Raw genomic sequence first — 25,905 nt, forward strand, 5'->3', positions numbered from 1 at the left:
ATGAAAAAAAAATGGACAGGCGAAAGATTGGAAACTTATGTGTACACCAGAGATACCATAGACCATTTGCACAGATATGCAATTATTTCCAAGTATGTTGAAGGAAAAGTTGTTTTGGATATTGCCAGCGGCGAGGGTTATGGAACGAATCTGATAAGCAAAAAAGCAAAATTTGTTTATGGTGTCGATATTGACGCACAATCCGTTGCCGATGCGAAGCATAAATACCAAAAAGAGAATATCGAGTTTTTAGTAGGCAGTACAGATGCTATTCCTTTGCAAGATGGAAGTGTTGATGTATTAATCAGTTATGAAACTATCGAACATCATGACAGACACGAAGAAATGATGCAGGAAGTCAAAAGGGTATTGAAGCCCGGAGGAATACACATCATCTCTACTCCGGATAAATATTTCTATAGTGATAAAAGAAATTTTAAAAATAAATTCCATGTAAAAGAACTTTATAAAAATGAGTTCGTCGAATTACTTTCAAAATATTTCAGTAAGATCCAATTGTTAGATCAGATGTTTGTAAACGGAAATTCGATTATTTACGATGCTGCTGAAATGGCAAAATCTGAAGTGGTTTCCGGAGATTTTTCAAATATAACAGTAGAAGAAAAAGAAGCAACTTATTTGATAATAATAGCATCAGATGAAAGTTTTATTCCACACAATCTGTCTGTATTTAATGGAATCGGAGTGACAAGTCTTGAAGAAAACAAATTAGCGGCTCATTTTAAAAACAGTAATTCATACAAAGTCGGAAGTTTTATTTTAGCGCCATTTAAATTTCTAAAAAGTCTGATGAAGTAAAATGTTAGCGATAATTGTCCCATATTATAAGCTTACTTTTTTTGAAGATACATTAAGGTCACTGGCGAGTCAGACAGATAAACGATTTAAAGTTTATATTGGTGATGATGCCAGCCCGGAAAACTGCGCTTTGCTTTTGGATAAGTATAAAGGCACTTTTGATTTTGTTTATAAAAAATTTGAAACCAATTTAGGTGGTATTTCATTGGTAAAACAATGGGAAAGATGTATCGCGTTTATTGGTAATGAAGAATGGATTATGATTCTGGGCGACGATGATTTTATTAGCCCCAATCTGGTTGAGTCTTTTTATGCTCATTATGAAAAATTTGCATCAAAAAGCCAATTAATTCGATTTGCAAAACAAAATATATTCAAAAAAACTGGTGCAAGCATGGAGATACAATATAATCCTGAGTTTGAATCAGCTTCAGATGCATTTTACAGGAGAATTACAGGCGGTACTACGATTACACTGTCCGAATATATTTTTAAAAGAAGCAGTTACGAGAAATATGGGTTTTATTCTTACCCGCTTGCATGGCATAGTGATAATAGAGCTTGGATAGAATTTGCAGAAGAAAAACCTATTTATTCCATAAATGAAGCAGTTGTAACGGTTGTCAATTCAGAATTAAGTATTTCAGGAAGCTCTTTATTTTCACATCAAAAAAATCAGGCAAGTATAGCTTTTTATAGGTATCTTATGGAAGAAAAATTACCTTCTTTTTCTAAACAACAAGCCATCCGTGTTATTCATAAATACGAAAACGCCATAAGTAGAGTTAGAAAAATCAGTATAAAGGATCGATTGTTTCTATTTCCCTATTATGTAAAAAATTATGAACCGAATTCTTTTAAAAGTAATTTAAAAAAAATAGTTAAATCGGTTTTTAATATACAATGAAATCAATTCTCTTAATATTGCCTTATTTTGGTAAGTGGCCTGTTTGGGCTGATGCTTATTGGTTGTCTGTGGCAAAAAACAATACCATAGACTGGCTTATCATTACCGATTGTGAAATAACTCAGGATCATCCAAAAAACATAAAGTTTGTACCATCCACGTTGCTGGGATTGAGCAAGCATGTAAATGAGGTTGTAGACGCTAATGTGCCGTTAACACCCCGGAAATTTTGCGATTTAAAACCCGCTTATGGAGATATCTTTGAAGAATATACCAGAGGATATGATTTTTGGGGGTTTTGTGATATGGATATTGTCTGGGGAGATATAAGAAAGTTCATTACCGATGATATTTTAAATCAATATGATATCATTTCAAGTAGGAAAGAAGCGATATCAGGGCATTTTAACCTGTTTAGGAATTCAGAGGCAATCCGGAAATTATATAAAGAAATCCCAAATTACAAATCGTTGTTTGAACAACCTAAATTTATGTGGTTTGACGAACATATAGTAACAGATTATTTGCAGGAAAAACAGCATAACGGATCGTTAGAATATTCAATTTTTTGGCCAAAAATCCTTCTTAATCAGGAAAGGGGAGTCGATTCCCGCCAGGAATATAGCTTAGATAAGTGGCTGTGGGATGACGGAAAGATTTTTGAAGTAAAGAAAAACGGAGCATTAGACGAAGTGCTATACCTTCATTTTATCAACTGGAAAAAAACAATGAAAAGCTGCGAAGTAAACGTTGCGGATTCTCCAACCCATTTTTATATTTCGTATACGGCAATTCATCTGAAACAGCATTCCAATTTTGAAAAATGGAAAAATACCTTCAGGAATTTATACGATGGTTATTATGTTCGTTTATGGAAAAAACAGAACGCTCAAAAAATCAGAACTATTAAAAAAAGAATAGGCAATTATTTTAAATCGGCTAAATAATGTTTGGAATATTAAGAACCCTATTGGCAATTTATGTAGTATTGCTTCACATATTTAGTTTCCCAACGTTAGGAAATTATGCCGTTTCCTTCTTTTTTATTTTGTCAGGATTCCTAATGACCTATGTAATGCAGAAATCATATAGCTATGATTTTTCAGGTGTAAAATTATTTTGGGCGAATCGGTTTCTAAGATTGTATCCAACATATTGGCTGGTTTTGCTATTGAGCTTGGTGGCTATTTTCGCTTTAAGCGGGAACGGATTAAATCCTGCCATGTACTTTCCATCCTCCTTTAAAGAATGGGTTTCCAATATTTCCATGCTTTATTTCGATATTGTACCTCATAGAATTAAACCAAGAGTAGTTCCTACAAGTTGGGCTTTAACCAATGAACTGGTTTTTTACCTTCTAATCTCCTTTGGAATTTCAAAAAACAAAACAAGGACTTTTATCTGGCTGTTCTTTAGTATATTGTATTATGTCGGTACTTATTTCTTTTATGACTTGCCGACATTCCGATATAGTGCGATTCCGGCTTCCTCATTACCATTTGCCATTGGTGCAGCATTATTTTGGTTAAATGAAAGACAAACAAAAATAAAAGGAAACATCAGCCTTATAATATTCTTGATGCTGTTATTTAATGTTAATGCAGTGTATTTGGCCAATACAGGAATAACGATTTATACGGAAATATCAATATATACGAATTATATACTTTCGGCAGCGATAGTTTTGCTTTTGTTTCAGGTGAAATCAAATAAAAAGATAAAGCAAGCCGATAATTTTATTGGTTATTTCAGTTATCCGATATACCTGTCCCACTATTTAATTTGTGCGGTTTATATTTATTTTTTTAACCCAAATCATGGTACTAAAGCATATAAACTGCAAACAGATGCGCTGATAGGTTATTTTTTAATACTGTTTGTTTTCTGTTTTGCTATTGTTTATTTTATAGATATCAGGATTGACAGGTACAAAAGAGAATTGCAGCTTGCAAGAAATATAAAAGCAAATAATTAAGTCTTAAATTTGTAAAATGTTAAACAGCCTTGCCCATTATATAAAAGTCATAAAACAGGAATTCATACTGTTTCCACAACTGCTGAAATATCTTTTTTCTTCTAAGAAGAGAGCAATATATGTAGGTTGTACGGGAATGGGGAATCTTGGTGATGAAGCCATTCTTACTGCTTTGGAAAATTATATAGCCGATAAAATCGTTCTTTATGAAATCCCTTATAAGAATCCAAAAGCCGGACATATAGCAAGAAAATGGTTTGTTAAAAATCCGGACTTAATTATTTTGGGAGGCGGAACTATTATTAAAAAAGGAAAGAAAGAAAGTTATCTGAAAATTATAAACCAACAGATACAGTTATATCCCGATGCTCAATTGGCTGTTTTAGGCCCAGGCGTTGCCGATGAGGATTTTGCCAAGAGCTTTGGTTTTACGATAGATACACAAAGCTGGAAAGACTTTTTGGATGCCTGCAGTTTTGTAAGTGTTCGAGGTATTCAATCCAAAAAACAGCTGGAAAAATGGAATGTCAGTAGTGAAATTAATATTTTCCATGATCCGGCCATTTACTATTCCAAAAAAGAAATAATCCCTAAAAGTAAAAGTAAAAAGATCGGGATTAATTTCGCTTACATAGGCAATAGGATTTATGGTGAAAATCCAAAGCTTGTAGAGCAATTTGCAAAAGAAATTGTGGGTCTTTTACTAAAAGATAACTGGTCTGTATTTTTATATCCTACTACAAAATCGGATTTGGATTACATGCTGAATACCATCGGATTGAAAGAATTTAAAGAAATTTCTATCTATGAAAATTATACAGATATCAATAAGTCACTTTCGTTTATTGAGTCAATGGATATTTTTTTAGGGCAAAGGCTGCATTCAATAATATTCGCAGCAAATACGTTTACTCCTTTTCACGCCATCGAATACGAGCCGAAAACAAGTGACTTTCTGCTGACAACAGGATTCGAAGGTTATACTTCGAGAACAGATTTATTAGATGCACAAAAGGTTTTGAATAGAATAAACACTTTATACGAATCAATAGACCAGGAACAGCAAAAAATAGCCGGCCTGATGCAGGTGGCCAAAAAAGAACAGGAGCAATGCGTACAAAAATTGCTGTCTAAATATTAAAATCATGAAAGTAACTATATTACATCCTTTTACGCCAAAAGCAGCTGGTGTTGTCGAGAAAAGCGTTCCTACTTATCATAGCCAGCCGCATGTTAAGGCAATGTCAAATTTAGCCAGACAAAAAGGCTATACTTGCTCGATGGAATATTTTACGCCAAAAATAGTCCGTTATTCCACTTCAGATGCTGTCTTAAAATGGGATTTTTTCCCGGTTAAGCTTACATTTAATGGTGATCATAAAAAATGGAAAAAACAGTTTTCGAATTCTTGCTTAAAGCAATATGAAAAGGAAACTCCGGATGTGAGTATTATTAATATGTCCGGTCATTCCAGCCCGTTTTCTTATGAATTGTCCAAAGTTATACTAAAGAAAGACAAAAAATATATTGCCATGCTTGGAGGTCAGCACTATACTGACAGTGCCTGGTCAAGAGACTATTACAAAAATGCAGATCATATATTAGTCCATACCAATATGCAGAAAAAAGCAATGGAGGAAATGGAAATGTTTAAAGGTTTAGATATTAGAGTTTTTCCTTTAGGTGTTGATTGTGAAGTTTTTAAACCATCTTCTCACGGAAATGCAGAATCAGATGCGCCAAAATTACTATATGTAGGCAGGATAGTGCAATGGAAAAGAGTACATCTGGCTATCGAAGCGATACATACATTAGTGCAAAACGGATTTCCTAACGCTACTCTTAACATCATCGGACCTGTAAGTTCAGAAGAATATTTAACAGAATTGGAAGAGTTGGTAAAAAAATACAATCTTTCCGGAAATGTTTTTTTTCTCGGACATAAAGAGCATGCTGATTTGCCACGGTATTTTCAGGAAGCAGATTTGTTTGTATTGCCAAGTGATAAAGAAACCTTCGGAATGGTAATGATTGAAAGCATGTCATGCGGAACTCCTGTCGCCGGGATCAATTGTCCAGGCGGACCTGCCGATGTTATTGCTAATAATGTCGACGGATTACTGTCTTCCCCTGAAAACTACCCGAACGATATTCTTCAGTTATTTAAAAATAAAGAATTGCTTAGGGAAATGAAATCGAATGCCAGAGTAAAAGTTTTGGAAAAATACAGCATTGAAGAAACTACTCGGGTTTTGTTTGAATCGGTAAATTCAGCCTTAAGTTCAATATGAGCGATTACATTGTAAAAATATATACTCCTCAAGAGCTGAATCATTCTTCGTATATTCAAACCGGATTGTTTGAACTGGAACGGGACTCTTTTATAAAAACGAAGGTTGTCCTGTCTCTCGCCAAACGTCTCGGAACGATAAGAGTGACTGATTCAGGAATAAAACAAACGAATCAGCCGCATCCCAAAACCTCTTTTTATCAGTTAATTGATACGAAATCAGGAAGAAAAATAAACTTTGCTGCCGATCTGTATGATTCCTCCGATTCTTTTTCGGCGTATGCCTTAGAACATTGCGATTATATATTCAAACGAAATTTTGAAGCTAAAAATGTCGAGAAACTTCCAAAAGAAGCCAGACATAAAATACATCCTTTAGGTTTGGTTTTCGGAACACATTCCAAACATCAAGAGGGAATCCTTAAATTTTTCCTTGGCTTATTGTTGACCAATCTTAGCATTGATTCAAAAGCAGACAGGAATTTTTTAAAAAGAATCCGGATTTCATACCAAAAGCAAATCAGTCACTGGAAGTTTACAAGAACAACCCGTCTCATTGATCATTTTGAAAAAGTAACACCATTCACCGAAAATTCGGTTTTCTTCCAAACCCGTTGTTTCTCATCAGAAGAACAGGAAGATGTAAAGCAAATACACCAACAGCGTTTTCGTATTATTGTATTGCTTAAAGAGAAATTTAAAGAAAAGTTCAAAGGAGGAATCATGCCTTCCGCTTTGGCAAATGAGAAATATAAAGAAGCACTTACAAACCTACCGACTGATCCTGTGTCCTACCTAAATATGGTAAAAAGTGCCAAAGTGGTTATTTACTCTCGCGGTCTGCTTTATTCACCAGCATGGAAAATGCCTGAATATTTGTCACAGGGAAAAATAATTGTGGCTGAAAAATTAACGGCCGAATTGCTGGTTCCGCTGGAACACGGAAAAGAAGTGTTATTTTTTGAAGATGAAAATCAACTCATTCCTTTAATCGAAGAAGTTTTGAAAAATGATGACCTTTGTGAAAAATTGTCTCAAAATGCTAAAAAGTATTTTGATACCTATGTCCATCCGAAAGAAAACGTGAAAAGGATACTTAATTTTATGCTTAGCCAAAAAGTGTAATGGAAAAAATCATCATACACCATCGTTCATCACATCATGCCCACAACTCAGGTTACGGAAGATTGATTGATTATATGGAAGCAGAAACCATTCCTTCCGGGAAATCGGGATTGCCCTATAAAATTGCAAAATACATTTCGCAAAAAGCAGATCAGGAATCGGGATTGTATGACTCAACAGGGGTGATTAAAGATTGGGAATTGTTCAGAAGTCTATTGTTTTCCAGAAATCAGGACAGGACAATTCATTATCTCAACGGGGAACGCGATATACGTTATGCTATAAAGATGGCTTCTTTGTTTTCTAAGACGAGAGTCTGTGCGACGTTTCATAAACCTCCCGAAATTCTATCGTCGACCATTCTGAATACACAATATTTAAAAAAAATGGATGGTGCAATTGCTGTTGGAATCAATCAGGTTGATTTCTTAAAAAACTGGCTGAATACTGATAATGTCCAATATATTCCACATGGTGTAGATGTCAATTTTTTCAAACCGGATTATAGCAAAACGCAGGAAAATAATATTATTTTTGCCGGGCAGCACTTAAGGGATTTTGAGGCATTAAACTATGTTATTCCAAGGATAAAAGAACAAATTCCGACGATAAAGATTAAGGTTGTTTTACGTAAAGATTTTGCTAAAAATATCATTTCTGATGCTAGTGTAGAAATGTTTTCAGGGATAGATGATAATGAATTACGAAATCTGTATCAAGAGGCGTCACTTTTATTTTTACCTCTGAAAAATGTCACAGCCTGTAACACCATTTTGGAAGCTATGGCCTGCGGATTGCCAATTGTTTCAACCGATATTGAAGGTAATAGAGGTTATGTTAAAAATGAGGCAGGAATTTTAGTATCTCCAACCGATTATAAAACGTATGTTGATGTTGTTGTTGATGTATTGAAGAACAAAGAAAAACGTGATTATTTGGCACTGAAGTCGAGAGAAAACGCTTTGAAATTGGATTGGGAAGTTATTGCAGGTCAAGTAAACGGTTTTTACGATTCAATGGTAAGATGAATGGAAGGGAGCAAATTGCTTTTTGCCAGAAATATTAGAACTAATTATGTTATTTAATTCATTAGAATTTGCATTTTTTTTGCCATTGGTTTTTTTTGCCTATTGGGTAATGAATGACCGGTATTGGAAATGTCAAAATGGCTTACTGTTACTGGTTAGTTATTATTTTTATGCTTGTTGGGATTGGCGATTTTTATTTTTATTGATTTTTTCAACCGTACTGGATTATTTCACAGGGTTAAAAATGCATTCTGCTCAAAATAAAAAAACAAAAAAGTTTTGGTTCTGGCTGAGTATCATTATTAATGTAGGGTTTTTAGGGATATTTAAGTACTATAATTTTTTTGCTTCTTCTTTTGCGGATCTTATATCAGTTTTTGGGTTTGAAGCGAATTTATTTACACTGCAAGTTGTTCTGCCTGTTGGGATTTCTTTTTATACTTTTCATGGATTATCCTATGTGATAGATATCTATAACGAAAAGATGGAACCCGAAAAAAATATCATTGATTATTCATTGTTTGTCAGCTATTTTCCTCTTCTTGTTGCAGGACCAATAGAAAGAGCCACTCATTTATTACCGCAAATTAAAAAAAGAAGATTTTTTAATTATAAGATGGCAGTAGATGGATTGAGACAAATACTGTGGGGATTGTTTAAGAAAGTCGTTATCGCTGATAATTGCGCGGAATATGCTAACTTAATGTTCGGTTCAACTAATGATTACAATGGCAGTTCTTTATTTTTAGGCGCAATTTTATTTGCTTTTCAAATTTACGGGGATTTCAGCGGTTATTCAGATATTGCTTTAGGTACTTCAAAATTATTTGGAATTGAACTTTTAAAAAATTTTAATTTCCCTTATTTCTCTAGAAACATTGCGGAGTTTTGGCGCAGATGGCACATTTCATTGTCTACGTGGTTTAGAGATTATCTTTATATCCCATTAGGAGGAAGTAAAGGTTCATTGTATAGTAAGATAAGAAATGTGATGATCATTTTTATTGTCAGTGGATTTTGGCATGGTGCTAATTGGACGTTTATTATTTGGGGGCTAATAAATGCTATTTTTATAATTCCTTCAATTGTTTTGAAAACAAATAGGAATCATCTTGATATAGTTGCAAAAAATAAAGTTTTACCTGGTTTTTTTGAATTAATACAAATGGGATTCACTTTTTTAATAACCACTTTTGCCTGGATTTTCTTTAGAGCCGACAATGTAAAGCATGCTTTTTCTTATATAGGAGGCATTTGCACATCCTCTTTATTTGAGAAGCCAGTTAAATTTCCCAGTCTTTGGCTTTGCCTGTTTTTGTTATTCTTTATAATTATAGAGTGGAATGGGAGACAAAGTGATTTTGCAATTCAAAGAGTTGGGTTTAATTGGAACAGAAAATTCAGAATGTCTTTTTATATGCTCCTTGTTTTGATTATTTTTTTATTCTCAGAGAAAGAACAGCAATTTATTTATTTTCAATTTTAGTTTATGAGGCAATTTTGTTTTAAAGTTGGGAAGTTTTGTTTAACTGTTTTTTTTCTGGTTTTTATAGTGCTGTTCTCTTTTTATAGAATTGTTGATAGAGGAAATCACTATAAAATAAGCCCTCAAAAAGAGAATTTAATAGTAGGACATTCACATACAATGTGTGCCTTTAATGATACAATAATTAGAAATACATTAAATCTGTCTGATGATGGAGAAAACTATTTTTATATTTATATAAAGCTTAAAAAGTTAATTGACAACAACAAGAATATTAAAAATGTATTTATGTCATTCACTAACAATCAAATAAATAATTCGTATGATTCTACAACGATATGGTCAAAAAAATACATTAATTTTAGGTACCCTAAGTATGCCTTAAATTTTGATTTTGGAGAGTCTTGCATTTTATTAAAAAATAATCCTGCAACTTTTTTAAAAGCACAACAAAGGGTTCTGAAGAATAATGTGCGTTTCGTTTGTAAAAATAATAGCAGTATAATAGAAAATGGATATTGGGGAGGTTTTAAATATTTAAAAAGAGATAAAACAGATTCCTTAATTAAGGTTTTTAAAAAAGTAAAGCCTTTAGTCAAAATGAAATATCCAAAGGTAACGCTTGATTATCTTGATAAAATAATAAAGTTGTGTGAAGATAATAAAATTAATTTATACCTTTTAAGATGTCCGATGCATAAACTGGCAGATTTAGATAACGATTATTTTTTTAAAAAAATAGTACAAAGCAGGTATTCGAATATAACATTTTTAGATTTTAAAAATTTCCCATTGGAAAATGATTTTTATGCAGATTTTAGTCATCTGAATCATAAAGGATCAACAAAATTTTCCTTGTTTTTTGAAAAACTTTTAAAAAACGGGCTTTTATCTCAAAAAGAGAAACAAGCTTTTATTGATAAGGAAATGGATAAGATTTCTTCGTCTGTTTTATCAAATTAGCCCTATTTTACAGCCCTTAAATGAAGAGAATAAAAATTTTATGTTACAATTAATTGATTCAAAGCAAGTATAGATCCCATGACATTAAAAGTATCTGTAATCCTGCCCATCTATAATGGCGAAAAAACATTGGCTCAAACCCTTGAAAGTTTGTTACAGCAGACTTTTCAGGATTTTGAACTCATTGCCTGCATTGATGGGTCAAAAGACAATTCCCTGGCAATAGTAAATAGCTTTAAGGATCAATTCAAGAAAGCGGTTATTTTAATCAATGAGAATAATCTTGGATTGGGTGCAACAATGAACCGATTGGTAGCTTCTGCTCAAGGAGATTATATTGCAGTAGCAGAACAAGATGATTTTTATTATCCCGACAGGCTGGCTTTACAAGTTGATGTTTTGGATACGATGCCTCAAATTGGATTGGTTTCCGGAATTTCCGATTTTTGGGACGGAAATAAAATTGGCATGCGGTTCCCTGGCATGTTGGTTAGTGGAAATCAATACCCGAAAAAGGAAGAAATGTTCTTATTGAACTATAAAAAACAAATAAAAGTGGTTAATAGTGCCATGATGTTCAGAAAGGCCGTTCATGTAGATCATGGGCTGTATTTCTCAAAACATTATCCAAGTATTAGTATTGATTGGTCTTATATATTGCGATTTTGTCTGATATCAGATATTCATGGAATTCATAAGTCATTGGTTTTGCTGGACAGAAGGGACGATAGGAATTCAGTAACATCCAATAAGACAAAACAGTATGCCGCTTCAAGGGAACTTATTCGGTCATTTTATTATGAATTTCCAAATCTGATTGGCAGAAAAGAGTATAAATTTGCCATGACCACACAATATTTAATGGAACTCTCGAGCCTCAGGGTATATCAATTTCCATTCTCCTTCCTTAGGTTTTTTATTCAAAATCCTACAGACAGAAGATGGTCCGGTTATTTGTTAAAGAGAATAACAAGGGTTTTCAAACGATAAAAAAATAATCATAATGTGTAAATAATTAGCACCGGTCTGAATGAAAAAAAACGCAAAAAAAATTAAAATCCTCTATACAATCCCCAACTTTGACACTGCCGGAAGTGGGAAGGTTTTGTATGATTTGGCAAACGGGCTGAATAAAGAGAAGTTTGAAGTCGAAATTGCCTGCAATAACGAAAGGGGAGCCTTTTTTAATGAAGTGAAGAAATTAGGATTGCCAATACACATCATCGAAATTACAAAACCTTTTCGCCCTTATTATAATCTGATTTTCCGCATAAAGCCATTTAAAGATTTTATCAGGAAAAACAAGTTCGATATTGTGCATTCCTGGCATTGGAGCAGTGACTGGACTGAAGTTTTGGCGGCACGTTTAGGCGGAGCCAAATTTATCTACACCAAAAAAGCAATGACTTGGGGCAACATTCATTGGAAAATCAGGAGTTACCTGAGTAATTTTATTATTACTATCAATGAGGAAATGAGTAATTACTTTCCAAATAAAAAGGCACAAAAACTCATTCCGTTAGGTCTGGATACGCAATATTATAATCCGGGTTTGTTTCCAAAAAAAGAAACAGCCTCAGTTTTCAAAATCATTACTGTAGCTAATTTAGTTCCTGTTAAAGGGATTGAAGTATTAATAAAAGCGATCCATCAGTTAAACAACCCAGCTGTTCATCTGGAAGTTTTAGGAGATGATCGTGATGGATATGCGGATGAATTGAAACAATTGATAAAAGACCTTCAATTGGAAAATCAAATCGTTTTCTTAGGAAAACATACGGATGTACGACCATTTTTGGCGCAGGCAGATTTATACGTTATACCAACATTAAATTCAGGAAGGAAAGAAGGAATGCCAATGGCGTTAGTAGAAGCAATGACCATGGGAATACCGGTTTTAGGTTCAGACATTTCAGGGATTAATTTTGTATTGAAAGATTTTCCTGAATTGTTGTTTGAAGCTTCAAATACTCAGGAGTTGTGCCAAAAAATTGAAGGTTTTTACGCCACATCTGAAAACGAAAGACAGCAAACCGGCGAACAGCTCCGGAATTATTGCATTACCCATTTCTCTTTTGATACTTTTATAAAAGCGCATCAGGAGCTTTACAATACTATTGCCTAATTATGAATAAAGAAATTACTAAAAGAATACCTTCCTTAGACGGACTTAGGGCCATATCTATATTCTTTGTCATTTATGACCATGCTTTCAGACCTTCTTTAATTAATGTCGGGTATTTAGGAGTTAATGTTTTTTTTATCATTTCTTCGTACCTGATTATCCAAATCCTGCTGAGAGATGTTGAAAAAAACAGATTTAGTGTAAAAATGTTTTACTTTAAAAGAATCTTCAGGATATTTCCGGCATACTATACCTATTTGATTGTTCTTTTCCTGGTCCTAAACTTTTTAAATATATTCAAATGGCCCCAATTCTGGAGAGCTCCTCTTTTTCTGGTAAATTACCAGCCTAGGTCTGATTGGGCCTTTCCGCAATGGTTTGTTGGGCATACCTGGTCTTTGGCTGTAGAAGAACAGTTCTATATTTTAATTGCATTGCTTTTTGTTTTCGTAAATAAGAAAATTCTAAAAAAAGAAAGATTACTGTTTGTATTCATTGGTATTATTCTCGCTGTACCCATTATCAGGATTTCCTACCTGTATTTTGATTTTATTCCTGACATTCTTAAAGGATCAAATCATCGTTCTTTCGAAACAGTTGCTGATGCTTTGGCAGTTGGGGGCATACTGGCAATAAAAGGGAAAGATATACAGCACCATAAATGGTTTCTTTTTTTCAAAAATAAGATTGGCCTTTTATTTTTAATTGTACTTTTAATAATGGTATTAAACAGTCCGGAAGTGGTAGAAATGTTTGGATTGAAGCCACGTTATCTGTATAATTTAGTTGGATTAACAACTATAAATATCTGTGTAGGAATTATCATTATGATACTTGTACACTTTCCGAAAGAATCAATAACATCCGGATTATTAAACAATAAAGTCATGATTACCGTAGGTTTGTGGAGTTATTCTATTTATTTATGGCAACAGATTTGGCTTTATTCCTGGGATTTTCCATTAATTTTTAAGTTTATTGGAATTTTGGTTTGTTCCGTTGTTTCCTATTATTTTGTTGAAGTAAAATTTTTAGTCTGGCGTGATGCTTTTTTAAAGAGAAATGAAAAACTGTAAAACACCAATCATTCCACATAAGCCAACATTCGTCGGCAAAAAAACAACGCTCGATCATCAGGCAATTTGTGTTTTTGCCGCTACCGGCTTTTTTTTGGATGAAGATACCTATTATAAAGAACAGAAAACACTAAAACCGGCACACGAATACCATATTGAGAATGACGTTGTGGTTACTGCAACTCCTTATTTTAAATGGCATTATAATCCGGTTGAACGGCCTTTAAGCCAAATTGTTCAGGAATTTGCTATTTTGTTTGAAACGATTATCAAAGAAGGAATTGGAGATAAAAAAGTAATTTTGCCTCTGTCAGGAGGATTGGACAGCCGAACTCAGGCCGCAGCATTATACCACTTAGGAAACAAAGTGCAAGCGTACAGTTATGCTTTTGAAGGTGGTCATGACGAAACCTATTACAGTAAAAAAATAGCCCAAGCCTGCGGGTTTTCTTTTCAGGATTGGAAAGTACCTAAAGGTTATTTATGGAATAAAATAGAGCAATTAGCTGTAATCAATGGTTGTTATTCTGAATTTACGCATCCACGCCAAATGGCTTTCATAGAACGTTATGCTCAAATGGGAGAGGTTTTTAATTTAGGGCATTGGGGTGATGTTTTATTTGATGATATGGGAGTTCCAGATGATCTACCTCTGGAAGACCAAGTGAAGGTTATTTCTAAAAAAATCATCAAGAAAGGCGGAATGGAACTGGCTAAATCGTTATGGAAATCATGGAAATTGGATGGAAACTTTAACGATTATCTGAATAAAAGGATAGAAAATTTACTGAAAGAAATTAATATCCCAAACAATGCCAATGCTCAAATCCGAGCGTTCAAAAGTCTGTATTGGGCTCCTCGATGGACGAGCACGAATCTGTCTGTTTTTGAGAGTCAACGACCTGTTTCACTGCCATATTATGATAACCGATTATGCGAATTCATCTGTACTGTGCCTGAAAAATACCTGGCAGGACGTCAAATCCAGATTGAATACCTGAAAATGAGAATGCCAGCTTTGGCCAAAATTACGTGGCAAGAGCACAGACCGTTCAATTTATACCACTACCAATGGGACAAACGACCTTGGAATTTACCTTATAAAATAGTCGATAAGCTAAAACGGACCATGTCATCTCAGCTGTTAATTCAGCGTAACTGGGAATTGCAGTTTGTTGGTGACAGCAATGACAGTAATATGAAACAGTGGCTTTTTGATCATCCGGCTTTTTCAAAATTTATTGATGCTGAGGTTGTGTCCGATTTTTATCATAAGTTTACTCAAGGAAATTCAGTGCATTATTCTCACCCGGTGAGTATGCTGCTTACCCTTTCTTTGTTCACAAAGCAAAATTTATAATGGTTCCAAAAAAAATCGCGGTATATTCAGGAGAAATTCCTTCGACTACTTTTGTGGAGCGCCTGGTTGAAGGCCTTGCTGCTTCCGGTCATGAATTGTATCTTTTCGGACAGCTGAAACGAAGAAAAAAATACTCCGGAAAAGTAATAATAGTTGGCTGCAAAAATAAATACGGAAGATCGTGGCACTTTATCTACTATTCCATCGTATTGATTTTATTTAAAAACCGCAATAAAAAAAAACTGGACCGTATTTTAACCCAACAAAAAAAGAATACAATTGTCAATAAAGCAAAGTACTATCCCGTTTTATACCATCACCCGGATATATTCCATCTTCAATGGGCTAAAAGTGTTGGCGATTGGATTTGGGTTCAGGAATTCGGAATAAAACTAATCACAAGTTTGCGAGGTACACACATCACCATCAGTCCGGTCGGTGATGACTATTGGGCCAATTTATATCGTCAGATCTTTCCAAGAATCGATGGTTTTCATGCAGTATCCAATGCCATTGGAGTTATTGCCGAACGCTATGGTGCCGAACGCAATAAAATAAAAACGGTTTACAGCGGCCTCGATTTTCAAAAACTAACCTTCCTTTCTAAGGATAAAATCAATACTCCACTAAAAATAGTTTCCATTGGGCGTTCTCACTGGGTAAAAGGATATGAGTATGCTTTGGATGCTTTTTCCCTTTTGAAACAACAGCAATTCGAATTTGAATACACGATTATTGGCATTGAAGCCAATGAAGAGCTGGTTATCCAAAGAGCACAGCTCGGGTTGGATTCGGATGTTCATTTTGTAAGTCAGATTCCTTTTGATTCTGTGCTTCCCACCATTCGGGGTGCCGATATTGTATTGCTTTCCAGTGTAGAAGAAGGTATCGCAAATGTGGTACTCGAAGCAATGGCACTGGGAACATTGGTTGTTTCTACTGATTGCGGAGGAATGCATGAGGTAATTACAGATGGCGAAAACGGATTTTTAGTGCCAGTGCGTAATCCGGCGGCAATGGCTGCTGCGATTCAAAAAGTTGCCGGATTGTCCTTAACGGATTACCACAAAATGTGTCTGACAGCCAGAAACAGCATAGAAAACAGGCATTCTTACCCGAAAATGATTGCTGATATGGAAGATTTATATCAAACCGTTTTAGACAAATTGCTATGAAAATAGGTTTAGTTTTACCAGCCGTCCCTGCTTACTCTGAGACTTTTTTCGTAAATAAGATAAAAGGTCTGCAGTCGCATGGGCACGAAGTAGTTCTTTTTGTACATGCTAAAACGAGTCAGTCTTCGTTTGAAGGCGCCAAAGTAATTGCTGCTCCAAAATGGACCGGAAGTTCAATAGGTGGATTTATAAATGCGTTTTTTCAATTGTTCCTACTGTTGTTCCATAGCAAAGCGGTCATTCGGTTCTGTCGTTTGGATAGAAAAGACGGGATTTCTATGTTTTCTATTATAAAACGTATCGCCGCCAACAGTCATTTGCTTTCCAAAAAATTAGACTGGCTTCATTTTGGTTTCGGAACCATGGCTTTGGAAAGAGAGAATATAGCTCAGGCGATAAAAGCTAAAATGGCAGTGAGTTTCAGAGGATTTGACTATTATGTGTATCCTGTAAAAACACCTGATTGCTATACTGTCCTGTTTTCTAAAAAAGTTACGTATCATGTGCTTTCAGAGAGTATGAAAAAAGGTTTGACAGCTCAGGGTATCGCGGCTGATGAAATTGTAAAAATCACGCCTGCCATCGATATCGCAAAGTTTTCAGTTCATAATCATCAACCTTACGATAGTAAAGAAATTAAGATAGTTACTGTAGCTCGTCTGCATTGGATTAAAGGAATAGAATATACACTTGAAGCCCTGGCATTAGTAAAGGCAAAAGGATTTTCTTTCCAATATGTTGTTGTTGGTGATGGTTCTGAAAAGGAACGTTTACTGTTTGCAGCGTACCAATTGGGTTTGAAAGACCATGTCGTTTTTGCCGGAAAATTAACCTCGGAAGAAGTGCGGGAAAAACTCGAAACCTGTGATTTGTATTTGCAATACAGTATTCAGGAAGGTTTTTGTAACGCAGTATTGGAAGCGCAGGCCATGTGCAAAGTATGTATCGTCAGCAACGCGGAAGGATTATCCGAAAATGTACTCGACGGCGTTACCGGTTTTGTAGTTCCCAAAAGAAATCCTGTATCTTTGGCTGAAGCGATTTGCAATACGGCTTCTTTAACTGCAGAAAAACAGCGAACAATTGCCGGAAACGCAGCAGATAGGATCAGGAAAGAATTTTCGATTCAGGAACAAATCAAACAGTTTGTCAGATTTTATGAAGATTATCAGAAAAATTAAAAACAGATACAAACAGTTCAAATCGCACCCCGTTACAAATGGGGATGAGTTTAAAGGATTGTACAAGTACATAGAGTTCAATATCAAAAACAGGATTTTTAATGAAATCCAGTACAAATGGATTGGAAGCCTAAAATTTATTGCCAGAAAAGGCGATGCAGGAATTGTCGGGAATATCTACTTCGGAGTTTATGAATTTGAAGAATCTCTTTTTTTATTGCACTTCCTTCAAAAGCAGGATACTTTTTTAGACGTTGGGGCAAATTTGGGTCATTTCTCACTATTGTTATCGGGGATAAAAGGGTGCAAGTCAATTGCTATTGAGCCAGTGCCAAAAACATACAAACAACTGCAGAAACAAATTCAATTGAATAACTTAGGAGAATTAATCAGCCCTTTCAATATCGGAGTTTCTAATTTCGATGGAAAATTGTATTTCTCAACCGATAAAGGAACAATGGACAGGATTGTAAATGAAAGGTATAAGAATGCCGTCCAGGTTCCTGTTTTGTCTCTCGACTCGATACTCAATGAACAAGTGCCTTTAGCTATAAAAATTGATGTGGAAGGGCATGAGAAACAGGCTTTGGAAGGCGGAATGACTGTGCTGAAAGACGACAGACTTAAGGTACTCATTTTGGAATTGAACGGATCCGGAGAAAAATTTGGTGTTTCCGATGATGAAATATATGCTGAAGTTCTACAATTAGGTTTCAAACCTTTTGCTTACGATGTCGCTAACAGGCAACTGATAAAACTTAAAAGCTACAATAAGACCCAATTCAATACCATTTTTATCAGAGACGAAGAATTTGTAACCAACCGATTGAAAAAAGCCGACCTGATTACTATCAGAGGCAGGAAATTTTAACCGCATACCATTGAAAATTTATATCCCACATACAGCATATCCGGTAACAGACAAACGCGAGTTGTTTATTCTTGCCAGACCGTTTTTTAACGAAAAAGGCTGGGACTGGAATTTTAAACACCAGAAGGAATCTGATCCGATCATCAGAAGGGTAGATGTCATGGCTGATGCCGATATTGTCCTTCTTCCTTTTTCCATTAATTATTACGTCAAAAAAGGAAAAATTAAGGAGATAGAAGCCGTAAACCGGGATTGTAAGCAATGGAATAAAAAAGCATACGCTACTGTAGGTGGGGATTTTGGCATGGCTTTTCCTGAATTTTCACAAATTACCTATTTCAGGATGAGCGGATTCCGATCCCAATTAAGTGCAAATAACAAGGGTTTTCCAGTAGGATTGTCAGATCATTTTCAACGGCTTTTCCAACAGGACACTATAACACCGCTTGCAAAAACACCACTGCCAGTCATTGGTTTCTGCGGTCATGCCACGCTTTCGCTTTCAAAACGGTTCAAGGAAATAGCTAAATGCGTGAGGGAAAACGCAAAGAGGTTTTTTCAAAATCCGTTCCGTAACGACTGGGAACCTTTATTTGCTTCAGCTTACGAAAGGGCCATGTTGCTGTCTTTTTTTAAAGATTCGAATTTGGTAAAGACCAATTTTATTTACCGGAATCATTATCGGGCTGGGGCACAAACGGAAGCAGAACGCACCCAAACCACGCTCGAATACTATACTAATATTGCGCAATCGGATTATGTTTTATGTGCTCGCGGTGCCGGGAATTTTTCGGTGCGGTTTTACGAAACGCTTATGATGGGCAAAATACCTGTTTTTGTGAATACCGATTGCCTGTTGCCGTTTGAAGATAAAATCAACTGGAAAAAGCATGTAGTCTGGATAGAATGGAAGGACAGAAAGAAAATAGCTCAGATTGTAAGTGATTTTCATAAGGGAATGAGTAATGAGGAGTTTATCCAACAGCAATTGGAGAATCGAAAACTATGGAAAGAAACGCTTTCTGTAAAAGGGATGTTGGAAATGATTAATTAATAGAAGCCTTGTTTTTAGGGTAAAAGGGTTTGTTTTAAGAAGAAGGATATTTCTTTTAAGTACAAGAAGGTTTGTTTTAAGAAGAAGGATATTTCTTTTAAGTACAAGAAGGTTTGTTTTAAGAAGGAGAATATTTCTTTTAAGTACAAGAAGGTTTGTTTTAAGAAGGAGAATATTTCTTTTAAGTGCAAGAATATTTGTTTTAAGAAGAAGGATATTTCTTTTAAGTACAAGAAGGTTTGTTTTAAGAAGAAGGATATTTCTTTTAAGTACAAGAAGGTTTGTTTTAAGAAGAAGGATATTTCTTTTAAGTACAAGAAGGTTTGTTTTAAGAAGGAGAATATTTCTTTTAAGCACAAGAAGGTTTATTTTAATAACAAGAAGTTTTATTTTAATAACAAGAAGATTTGTTTTAAGAACAAGGGGTTTTATTTTAATAACAAGAAGTTTTATTTTAAGAGCGAATAAGTTTCTTTTCAGAATAAACGATTTTGCTTTTGAATAGGATGACTTTATTTTTAGATTTGCAGCGTGCATTCATAGGATATTCCATCAGCACGGAAGCAAAGTCTTAAGGAGTATACAACTGATATATAAATGAATCGATGATATTTAATTTTTTACAATATTTAAAACCTATTTGGTATTTTAACGTAAGGCCATCAGCTGATTTCGGTTATTTTCTCACAGAAAAACAGCTGGAAGAAGAAGGGTATGCACTACAAAAAGACTTTCAATACCAAACAGAGGAAGCAAAGGTCAGGGATTTGGCATGGACAGCTTTCCAGCAAGGTTTTATCAGCAAAAAAGGCCTGCCTGGATTTGATATCTGGCAAAAAGTGAAACTTCCGGTGCATGATGAGTATGTTTTTCTGCGTAAAAATTTCCACAGGGCTTGGGTGTATTATGTGTTGTTATTAAGATTGATTACTTTCCACAATCCATTTGCTGAATGGAATGGTTTTTTAAAAACCCGCAAAGTAAAAAGGGTCGATTATTCTCAAAAAGCAGTAACCTATCCTGATTATGCTGATTTTCAAAGTACGCTGATTGCTTCTCAACCTTTTGTTTCTGTGGTTATCCCTACTTTAAATCGCTACCAATACCTGAAAGACGTACTCTTAGATTTAGAAAATCAGACCTATAAGAATTTTGAAGTTATCATTGTCGACCAAACGGATGCTTTTCAGGAAACATTTTATAAAGGCTGGAAACTGGATTTGAAATATTGGTTTCAGGAAGAAAAAGCACTTTGGCGTGCCAGAAACGAAGCCATACAATCGGCAAAAGGGGACTATATTCTGCTCTATGATGACGACTCATTAATTAAAGAAGACTGGATTGAAGAACATCTTAAAACACTGGATTACTTTAAGGCAGATCTGTCTTCAGGAGTTTCCATCAGTACAGTCGGTGCCGAAGTACCTAAGCATTACAGTTACTTCCGATGGAGCGACCAGCTCGATACAGGCAATGTATTGCTTAAAAAAAGTATTTTTCATCAAATCGGGCTTTTCGACAGGCAGTTTGAAAAACAGCGAATGGGAGATGGGGAATACGGAATACGGGCTTATTTAGCTGGATATAAGAATATTTCCAATTATAAAGCACAGCGAATTCATTTAAAAGTAAGTGAAGGAGGTTTGCGCCAAATGGGAAGCTGGGATGGATGGCGCCCTAAAAAATTATTCGGGCCAAGACCAGTGCCGAGCGTGCTGTATTTGTCCCGAAAGTATTTTGGTACTTCTCTTTCCCGATGGTTTATTCTGCATTCTATTTTGCCGTCCTTAGTGCCTTATAAGTTCAAAGGAAATCGTTTTCTCAAATTGCTGTCGTTTTTTATGGTGCCTTTCGTTTTACCTTTAGTTTGTTTTCAGGTGATGAAATCCTGGCAATTGGCAACGGCAAAACTTCAGGAAGGACCGAAAATAACAAAACCATAAAAGAGAAATGACAGCGCAAAGCATAAAAATACTTCAGGTTATAGATACTTTGGATGTCGGTGGGGCCGAAAAGGTTTTCGTAGATATGTGTAACATTCTATACGAGAATCAGCAGGATGTAACCGCTTTGTTTCTATTGTCAGGAGGTGTTTTACAAAAAAATATGCGTGTAGAGATTCCTTTTCTGGAACTTGGAAGAACAAATAAATGGAGCCTGAAATTCATGTTTCAATGTTATCTGATACTAAAGAAATTTGATATTGTTCACTGTCATTCCAGCCATGTTTACAGGTATATCAGATTAATAAGCAGACTTTTTTTGCTGAAAAGGACTAAAATCATTTTTCAGGACCATCACGGGATTGTTGCAGTCAATAAGAAAGTGCCACTTTTCTTTAACTCCATCCTCAAACCGGAATTTTATATTGGGGTCAGTACTCTTTTAGTGGAATGGAGTATAGGAGCGATGAAAATCAGGAAGGATCATTCTTTTTTGTTGGAAAATATCATAATTAAAGAAAAAACAAAAGAAAAAACGGACAAGCCAAAAGCGTATGATTTGCTATTGGTTTCTAATATTAAAGAAAATAAAAACCAGTTATTTGCCCTTCAATTAGCCGAAAAACTGCAGCTTTCACTCCTTTTAGTTGGGAAAGTGCAAGATGTTAAATACCATGCCGTATTGAGTGATGCGATAACGAGTAAAAACATTAAATTTGAAACCGGCTGCGATGAGGTTCAATCCCTTTTAGGAGAGGCAAAATTGGGGCTGCATACTTCATTATACGAGACTGGTCCGCTAGTACTGATAGAATATCTGGCACAAGGACTGCCTTTTTTGGCTTACGAAACGGGCGAGGTTTCAAAAATACTCAAGCCCTATTTTCCAGAGTATTTCATAGCTAATTTCGACAGCAACCAATGGTCGGAAAGGATTTTAATGTTGTTGTCCAAAAAAGCAGATACAGCAAAAATGCAAGAAGTGTTCGAACAGCATTTCGGAAAAGAACCCTATTTCAAAAAACTTATAGCGATTTACCAGTGTATAAAAACCTAACAATAGTATCTGATACAGCAATTTTTCTGGAAGACGGGAAATATTATGCTTTCGGCCCAGTGGTAAATGAGTTGGAAAGTTTCGAACCTTTGTTTGATGAAATCGTCTGGATTGGTTTTAATCGTCCTGATAAAAAAGGGGATTTATCAATGAAAGCCATCGCATCTGAAAAAGTCAGCGTCATTTTATTAAAAGAAGTTGGCGGGAAAACCCTTTTCTCCTCCCTAAATATACTTTTCCGTTATCCGGAAATGTTTTTTGTTATACTCAAAAATGCATTCAAAGCGGATGTGATACATACCAGAGCACCTTCTCATCCTGCTTTTATAGCCGTTTTAATTTCTTTCCTGATTCGGAATAAGATATGGTGGAATAAGTTCGCAGGAAGCTGGGATTCTTCTACATTGCCTTTTTTTTACAGAGTACAGAAAAATATTCTGCTAAAAGCAAAGCATACAAAAGTAACCATTAACGGTTTTTGGGAGAACCAGCCGAAACACTGTCTTTCCTTTGAAAATCCCTGCTTATCCAATGAGGATATTAAAAAAGGAAAAACAATTGCAGATACTAAAAGTTTCCAACCTCCGTTTACATTCTGTTTTGTTGGAAGACTGGAAGCAGCCAAAGGAATAGACAGAATTATTGAAGCGTTGAAAAGTATTCCTTTGGATACAATTGAAAAAGTACATCTTATTGGAGATGGACCTGGAAAAGAAGCGTACCAAAATGCCGCCGGATTTTTGGGAGATAAAGTGGTTTTTCATGGTTTTCTGAATAAAGACAATGTTCATGCTTTGTTGTCAGAATCCCATTTCCTGCTGTTGCCATCCAATTCGGAAGGATTCCCGAAAGCAATTGCCGAAGGAGCCTGTTATGGGGTTATCCCGGTTGCTTCCAATGTAGGAAGCATAGGACATTATATTACTGAGGAAAATGGTTTTTTATGGGACATCAATTCCGATAATCCGTATGGTCTGGTTCTGAATAAAGCAATACAAACAGACGAATTGCGTTTAAAAGAAATGTCAGTAACCGTTTTAGAGTTAGCAGAAAAGTTTACTTTTGATAATTATATAGATCAATTAAAAAGACAATTGTTTAATTGATGAAAAAATAAAAAATATGCCAATCAGGACCAACAACTATTTAAATGTTGTACTGTTACATCTGTTGTTAGGTGTTCTTCTTTTCGTATTTCGTCCGTTTGCTGTAGTTTATTCAGTACTCATCCTGGTTGGCGGATGTTACTTCATTATTAAAAGAAAAAACCAAAATAACGAAGTGCTTTTCTGGACAGCTTACCTGGTTGGAGCCGAAGTATTTTTGAGGATGACCAAAGGAAATATAGGGAATGAATTTGCCAAATACGGCGTTATCATTTTCATGTTATTGGGAATATACTTTAAAGGGATTTCGAAAAAAAGCATTCCGTTTTGGTTCTTTCTCTTATTCCTGCTGCCGGGCATTATTTATGGGGCTTTGAATTTAAGTTTTGAAGTCGATATCCGAAAGGCCATTGTTTTTAATGTCCTGGGGCCAATTTGTCTGGCTATATCCAGTATCTATGTAGTTGATAAACCCTTTACTCTGAGCGATTTCGAAAAGCTGAGCCGATGGATGTTGTATCCCATTGCTGCCATGCTGATCTATCTTTTTCTGTATAATCCAAATATTCGGGATGTGGTTACCGGAACTGATTCCAATTCGGCTACTTCAGGCGGATTTGGCCCTAATCAGGTATCTACCATATTGGGATTAGGAATGTTTCTGGTTTTTGTACGATTGTTGTTTTTCTCAAAAAATATCTTCGTTTCGGTTTTTAATGTCTTTTTTTTACTCCTATTGAGTTACAGAGGACTTATCACTTTTTCCAGGGGAGGTGTTTATACAGGCCTTACTATGATTATAGTACTGCTTTTTGCTGTCTATCCTTTTATTTCCCTGAGAGGAAGATTTAAAATTAATATTGTGGGCTTTTTTCTGGTTGTTTTCGGAATGGGCGTTTTTGCGTATAGTGTCTCTCAAACCGGAGGGCTTATCTTAAATCGTTATAAGGGAGAAGATGCTTTGGGAAGAGAAAAAGCAAGCAAATTTTCCGGGCGAGAGGAATTGGCGGCTTCAGAGTTTGAAATGTTTTTAGAAAACCCCATTACAGGTATCGGAGTAGGTAAAAGTAAAGAAATCAGAAAGGAAATGATTGGAGTAGAGTCGGCCTCGCATAACGAAATTACCAGAATGCTTTCTGAACACGGTATGCTGGGTATTTTGGGTCTGATTACGCTGCTTGTTACGCCTTTGCTCTTTTATTTTAACAATAAACAGCATATCCTGTTACTGTCTTTTTTTATTTTCTGGCTGCTTACAATCAATCATGCCGCTATGCGTATAGCTGCACCGGCTTTTATTTATTCACTTACTTTATTAAAAGTTATACTTGTTGAAAAAGCTACTGTACATAGGGAATAAATTGTCTGCCCACGGGCTAAACAAAACCACGATAGAAACGCTTGGGCCGCTTTTGGAACAGGAAGGTTATAACATTGCTTATGCTTCCTCTCAAAAAATGTTGCTCTTTCGGTTAGTCGATATGCTTTGGGCCGTTATTTGCCAAAGAAAGGCGGACTACGTTCTCATAGATACCTACAGTACTTCCAGTTTTTGGTATGCTTTTGCAACAGGTCAATTGTGCCGTTTGTTCAAAATACCGTATATCCCTATTCTGCACGGCGGAAATTTACCCAATCGTTTAGTCAGGAATCCGCTTTTCTGCCAAATGCTGTTTGGTAACGCTTATCAGAATGTAGCCCCATCGCCCTATCTTTTGGAAGCATTTAAGAATAAAGGATATACTAACCTGGTTTTTATTCCAAATATACTCCAGATAGAAGATTATCCTTTTAAAGACAGGCAGGTAATACAACCGAAATTATTATGGGTACGGGCTTTTGCATCAATTTATAATCCTAAAATGGCTGTCGATGTACTCCGGGAATTACAGAAAAAATATGATGGTGCTTCTTTGTGTATGGTGGGACCTGATAAAGATGGATCTCTTGCCATAACTCAAGAGTATGCTGTTGAAATAGGAGTTAAGCATATTACTTTTACAGGGAAATTGTCTAAAAAAGAATGGATTACTTTGTCTGAAGAATACGATGTGTTCATCAATACGACCCATTTTGATAACACTCCTGTAAGTATTATGGAAGCAATGGCCTTGGGAATGCCAATTGTGTCCACTAGCGTAGGAGGAATTCCATTTCTTTTGAAAGATACTGAAGAGGCTTTACTTACCAAAGATAGTGATGCTCACGCCATGACCGAAGCCGTAATCAGACTCGTAGAAGATTTCGAATTAAATAAAAAAATAATTTCCAATGCCAGAGCAAAAGCACGACGCTGGGATTGGACCATTGTAAAAAAGGAATGGGGAGTATTGTTAAAGTAGTCATTAAAGCAGATTATTGCAC

The 25,905-nt window shown here is 35.4% G+C and carries 24 protein-coding genes; 23 read left to right on the top strand and 1 reads right to left on the bottom strand.

Going from position 1 to position 25,905, the window contains the following annotated elements:
* The 18 genes from ACRDEC_RS04615 (at nucleotide 1) to ACRDEC_RS04700 (ending at nucleotide 19,435) form a co-directional block, all read left to right on the top strand.
* Nucleotides 1-819, top strand: coding sequence for a class I SAM-dependent methyltransferase (locus tag ACRDEC_RS04615; protein WP_431497153.1), 819 nt, complete (start codon nucleotides 1-3; stop codon nucleotides 817-819).
* 1 nt (nucleotide 820) lies between these two features.
* Nucleotides 821-1,726, top strand: coding sequence for a glycosyltransferase (locus ACRDEC_RS04620; RefSeq protein ID WP_431497154.1), 906 nt, complete (start codon nucleotides 821-823; stop codon nucleotides 1,724-1,726).
* A complete protein-coding gene (locus ACRDEC_RS04625) occupies nucleotides 1,723-2,673 on the top strand; it encodes a DUF6625 family protein (protein WP_431497155.1) in 951 nt (316 codons plus the stop codon). Before ACRDEC_RS04620 ends, ACRDEC_RS04625 begins: the two co-directional genes overlap by 4 nt.
* On the top strand, nucleotides 2,673-3,701 hold the full coding sequence (locus ACRDEC_RS04630) for an acyltransferase family protein (protein ID WP_431497156.1): 1,029 nt from the start codon (nucleotides 2,673-2,675) through the stop codon (nucleotides 3,699-3,701). Before ACRDEC_RS04625 ends, ACRDEC_RS04630 begins: the two co-directional genes overlap by 1 nt.
* Nucleotides 3,702-3,717: 16 nt before the next feature.
* A complete protein-coding gene (locus ACRDEC_RS04635) occupies nucleotides 3,718-4,842 on the top strand; it encodes a polysaccharide pyruvyl transferase family protein (protein ID WP_431497157.1) in 1,125 nt (374 codons plus the stop codon).
* Between the two features lie 4 nt (nucleotides 4,843-4,846).
* On the top strand, nucleotides 4,847-5,992 hold the full coding sequence (locus tag ACRDEC_RS04640) for a glycosyltransferase family 4 protein (RefSeq protein WP_431497158.1): 1,146 nt from the start codon (nucleotides 4,847-4,849) through the stop codon (nucleotides 5,990-5,992).
* A complete protein-coding gene (locus ACRDEC_RS04645; RefSeq protein WP_431497159.1) occupies nucleotides 5,989-7,116 on the top strand; it encodes a glycosyltransferase in 1,128 nt (375 codons plus the stop codon). Before ACRDEC_RS04640 ends, ACRDEC_RS04645 begins: the two co-directional genes overlap by 4 nt.
* Nucleotides 7,116-8,144 carry a glycosyltransferase family 4 protein gene (locus tag ACRDEC_RS04650; RefSeq protein ID WP_431497160.1) on the top strand — a complete coding sequence of 343 codons (1,029 nt, stop codon included), beginning with the start codon at nucleotides 7,116-7,118 and terminating at the stop codon, nucleotides 8,142-8,144. Before ACRDEC_RS04645 ends, ACRDEC_RS04650 begins: the two co-directional genes overlap by 1 nt.
* 46 nt (nucleotides 8,145-8,190) lie before the next feature.
* Complete coding sequence (locus tag ACRDEC_RS04655) at nucleotides 8,191-9,630, top strand: MBOAT family O-acyltransferase (protein ID WP_431497161.1); 1,440 nt, start codon at nucleotides 8,191-8,193, stop codon at nucleotides 9,628-9,630.
* 159 nt (nucleotides 9,631-9,789) lie between these two features.
* Nucleotides 9,790-10,593, top strand: a complete 804-nt coding sequence (locus ACRDEC_RS04660; RefSeq protein ID WP_431497162.1) for a hypothetical protein — start codon at nucleotides 9,790-9,792, stop codon at nucleotides 10,591-10,593.
* 78 nt (nucleotides 10,594-10,671) lie between these two features.
* Nucleotides 10,672-11,583 (top strand): glycosyltransferase family 2 protein, encoded by a 912-nt coding sequence (locus tag ACRDEC_RS04665; protein ID WP_431497163.1) that lies wholly within the window; start codon nucleotides 10,672-10,674, stop codon nucleotides 11,581-11,583.
* A gap of 40 nt (nucleotides 11,584-11,623) precedes the next feature.
* Nucleotides 11,624-12,718: a glycosyltransferase gene (locus ACRDEC_RS04670; RefSeq protein ID WP_431497164.1), complete on the top strand. Its 1,095-nt coding sequence runs from the start codon at nucleotides 11,624-11,626 to the stop codon at nucleotides 12,716-12,718.
* A gap of 2 nt (nucleotides 12,719-12,720) precedes the next feature.
* A complete protein-coding gene (locus ACRDEC_RS04675) occupies nucleotides 12,721-13,794 on the top strand; it encodes an acyltransferase family protein (RefSeq protein ID WP_431497165.1) in 1,074 nt (357 codons plus the stop codon).
* Nucleotides 13,781-15,154 (top strand): asparagine synthase-related protein, encoded by a 1,374-nt coding sequence (locus ACRDEC_RS04680; protein WP_431497166.1) that lies wholly within the window; start codon nucleotides 13,781-13,783, stop codon nucleotides 15,152-15,154. Before ACRDEC_RS04675 ends, ACRDEC_RS04680 begins: the two co-directional genes overlap by 14 nt.
* A complete protein-coding gene (locus ACRDEC_RS04685; RefSeq protein ID WP_431497167.1) occupies nucleotides 15,154-16,329 on the top strand; it encodes a glycosyltransferase family 4 protein in 1,176 nt (391 codons plus the stop codon). The genes ACRDEC_RS04680 and ACRDEC_RS04685 overlap by 1 nt, the downstream gene beginning before the upstream one ends.
* Nucleotides 16,326-17,510, top strand: a complete 1,185-nt coding sequence (locus tag ACRDEC_RS04690; protein WP_431497168.1) for a glycosyltransferase family 4 protein — start codon at nucleotides 16,326-16,328, stop codon at nucleotides 17,508-17,510. Before ACRDEC_RS04685 ends, ACRDEC_RS04690 begins: the two co-directional genes overlap by 4 nt.
* A complete protein-coding gene (locus ACRDEC_RS04695) occupies nucleotides 17,488-18,381 on the top strand; it encodes an FkbM family methyltransferase (protein ID WP_431497169.1) in 894 nt (297 codons plus the stop codon). Before ACRDEC_RS04690 ends, ACRDEC_RS04695 begins: the two co-directional genes overlap by 23 nt.
* A gap of 10 nt (nucleotides 18,382-18,391) precedes the next feature.
* A complete protein-coding gene (locus tag ACRDEC_RS04700) occupies nucleotides 18,392-19,435 on the top strand; it encodes an exostosin domain-containing protein (protein WP_431497170.1) in 1,044 nt (347 codons plus the stop codon).
* On the opposite strand, the gene ACRDEC_RS04705 is transcribed toward ACRDEC_RS04700, so the two are convergent.
* Complete coding sequence (locus ACRDEC_RS04705) at nucleotides 19,385-19,972, bottom strand: hypothetical protein (RefSeq protein ID WP_431497171.1); 588 nt, start codon at nucleotides 19,970-19,972, stop codon at nucleotides 19,385-19,387. The two genes, ACRDEC_RS04700 and ACRDEC_RS04705, sit on opposite strands and share 51 nt — an antisense overlap.
* Before the next feature lie 68 nt (nucleotides 19,973-20,040).
* Here ACRDEC_RS04705 and ACRDEC_RS04710 point away from each other — a divergent pair, with 68 nt between their 5' ends.
* The 5 genes from ACRDEC_RS04710 to ACRDEC_RS04730 are packed head-to-tail and all read left to right on the top strand — an operon-like array spanning nucleotide 20,041 to nucleotide 25,883.
* Nucleotides 20,041-21,378 (top strand): glycosyltransferase family 2 protein, encoded by a 1,338-nt coding sequence (locus ACRDEC_RS04710; RefSeq protein WP_431497172.1) that lies wholly within the window; start codon nucleotides 20,041-20,043, stop codon nucleotides 21,376-21,378.
* A gap of 7 nt (nucleotides 21,379-21,385) precedes the next feature.
* Nucleotides 21,386-22,435, top strand: a complete 1,050-nt coding sequence (locus ACRDEC_RS04715; protein WP_431497173.1) for a glycosyltransferase family 4 protein — start codon at nucleotides 21,386-21,388, stop codon at nucleotides 22,433-22,435.
* A complete protein-coding gene (locus tag ACRDEC_RS04720; RefSeq protein ID WP_431497174.1) occupies nucleotides 22,420-23,541 on the top strand; it encodes a glycosyltransferase family 4 protein in 1,122 nt (373 codons plus the stop codon). Before ACRDEC_RS04715 ends, ACRDEC_RS04720 begins: the two co-directional genes overlap by 16 nt.
* 16 nt (nucleotides 23,542-23,557) lie before the next feature.
* Nucleotides 23,558-24,901: an O-antigen ligase family protein gene (locus ACRDEC_RS04725; RefSeq protein WP_431497175.1), complete on the top strand. Its 1,344-nt coding sequence runs from the start codon at nucleotides 23,558-23,560 to the stop codon at nucleotides 24,899-24,901.
* Entirely contained in the window at nucleotides 24,873-25,883 is a 1,011-nt protein-coding gene (locus ACRDEC_RS04730) for a glycosyltransferase family 4 protein (protein WP_431497176.1), read from the top strand. Before ACRDEC_RS04725 ends, ACRDEC_RS04730 begins: the two co-directional genes overlap by 29 nt.
* The last annotated feature ends 22 nt before the right edge of the window (nucleotides 25,884-25,905 follow it).

Source organism: Flavobacterium sp. (assembly GCF_050696275.1).
Classification (GTDB): Bacteria; Bacteroidota; Bacteroidia; order Flavobacteriales; family Flavobacteriaceae; genus Flavobacterium.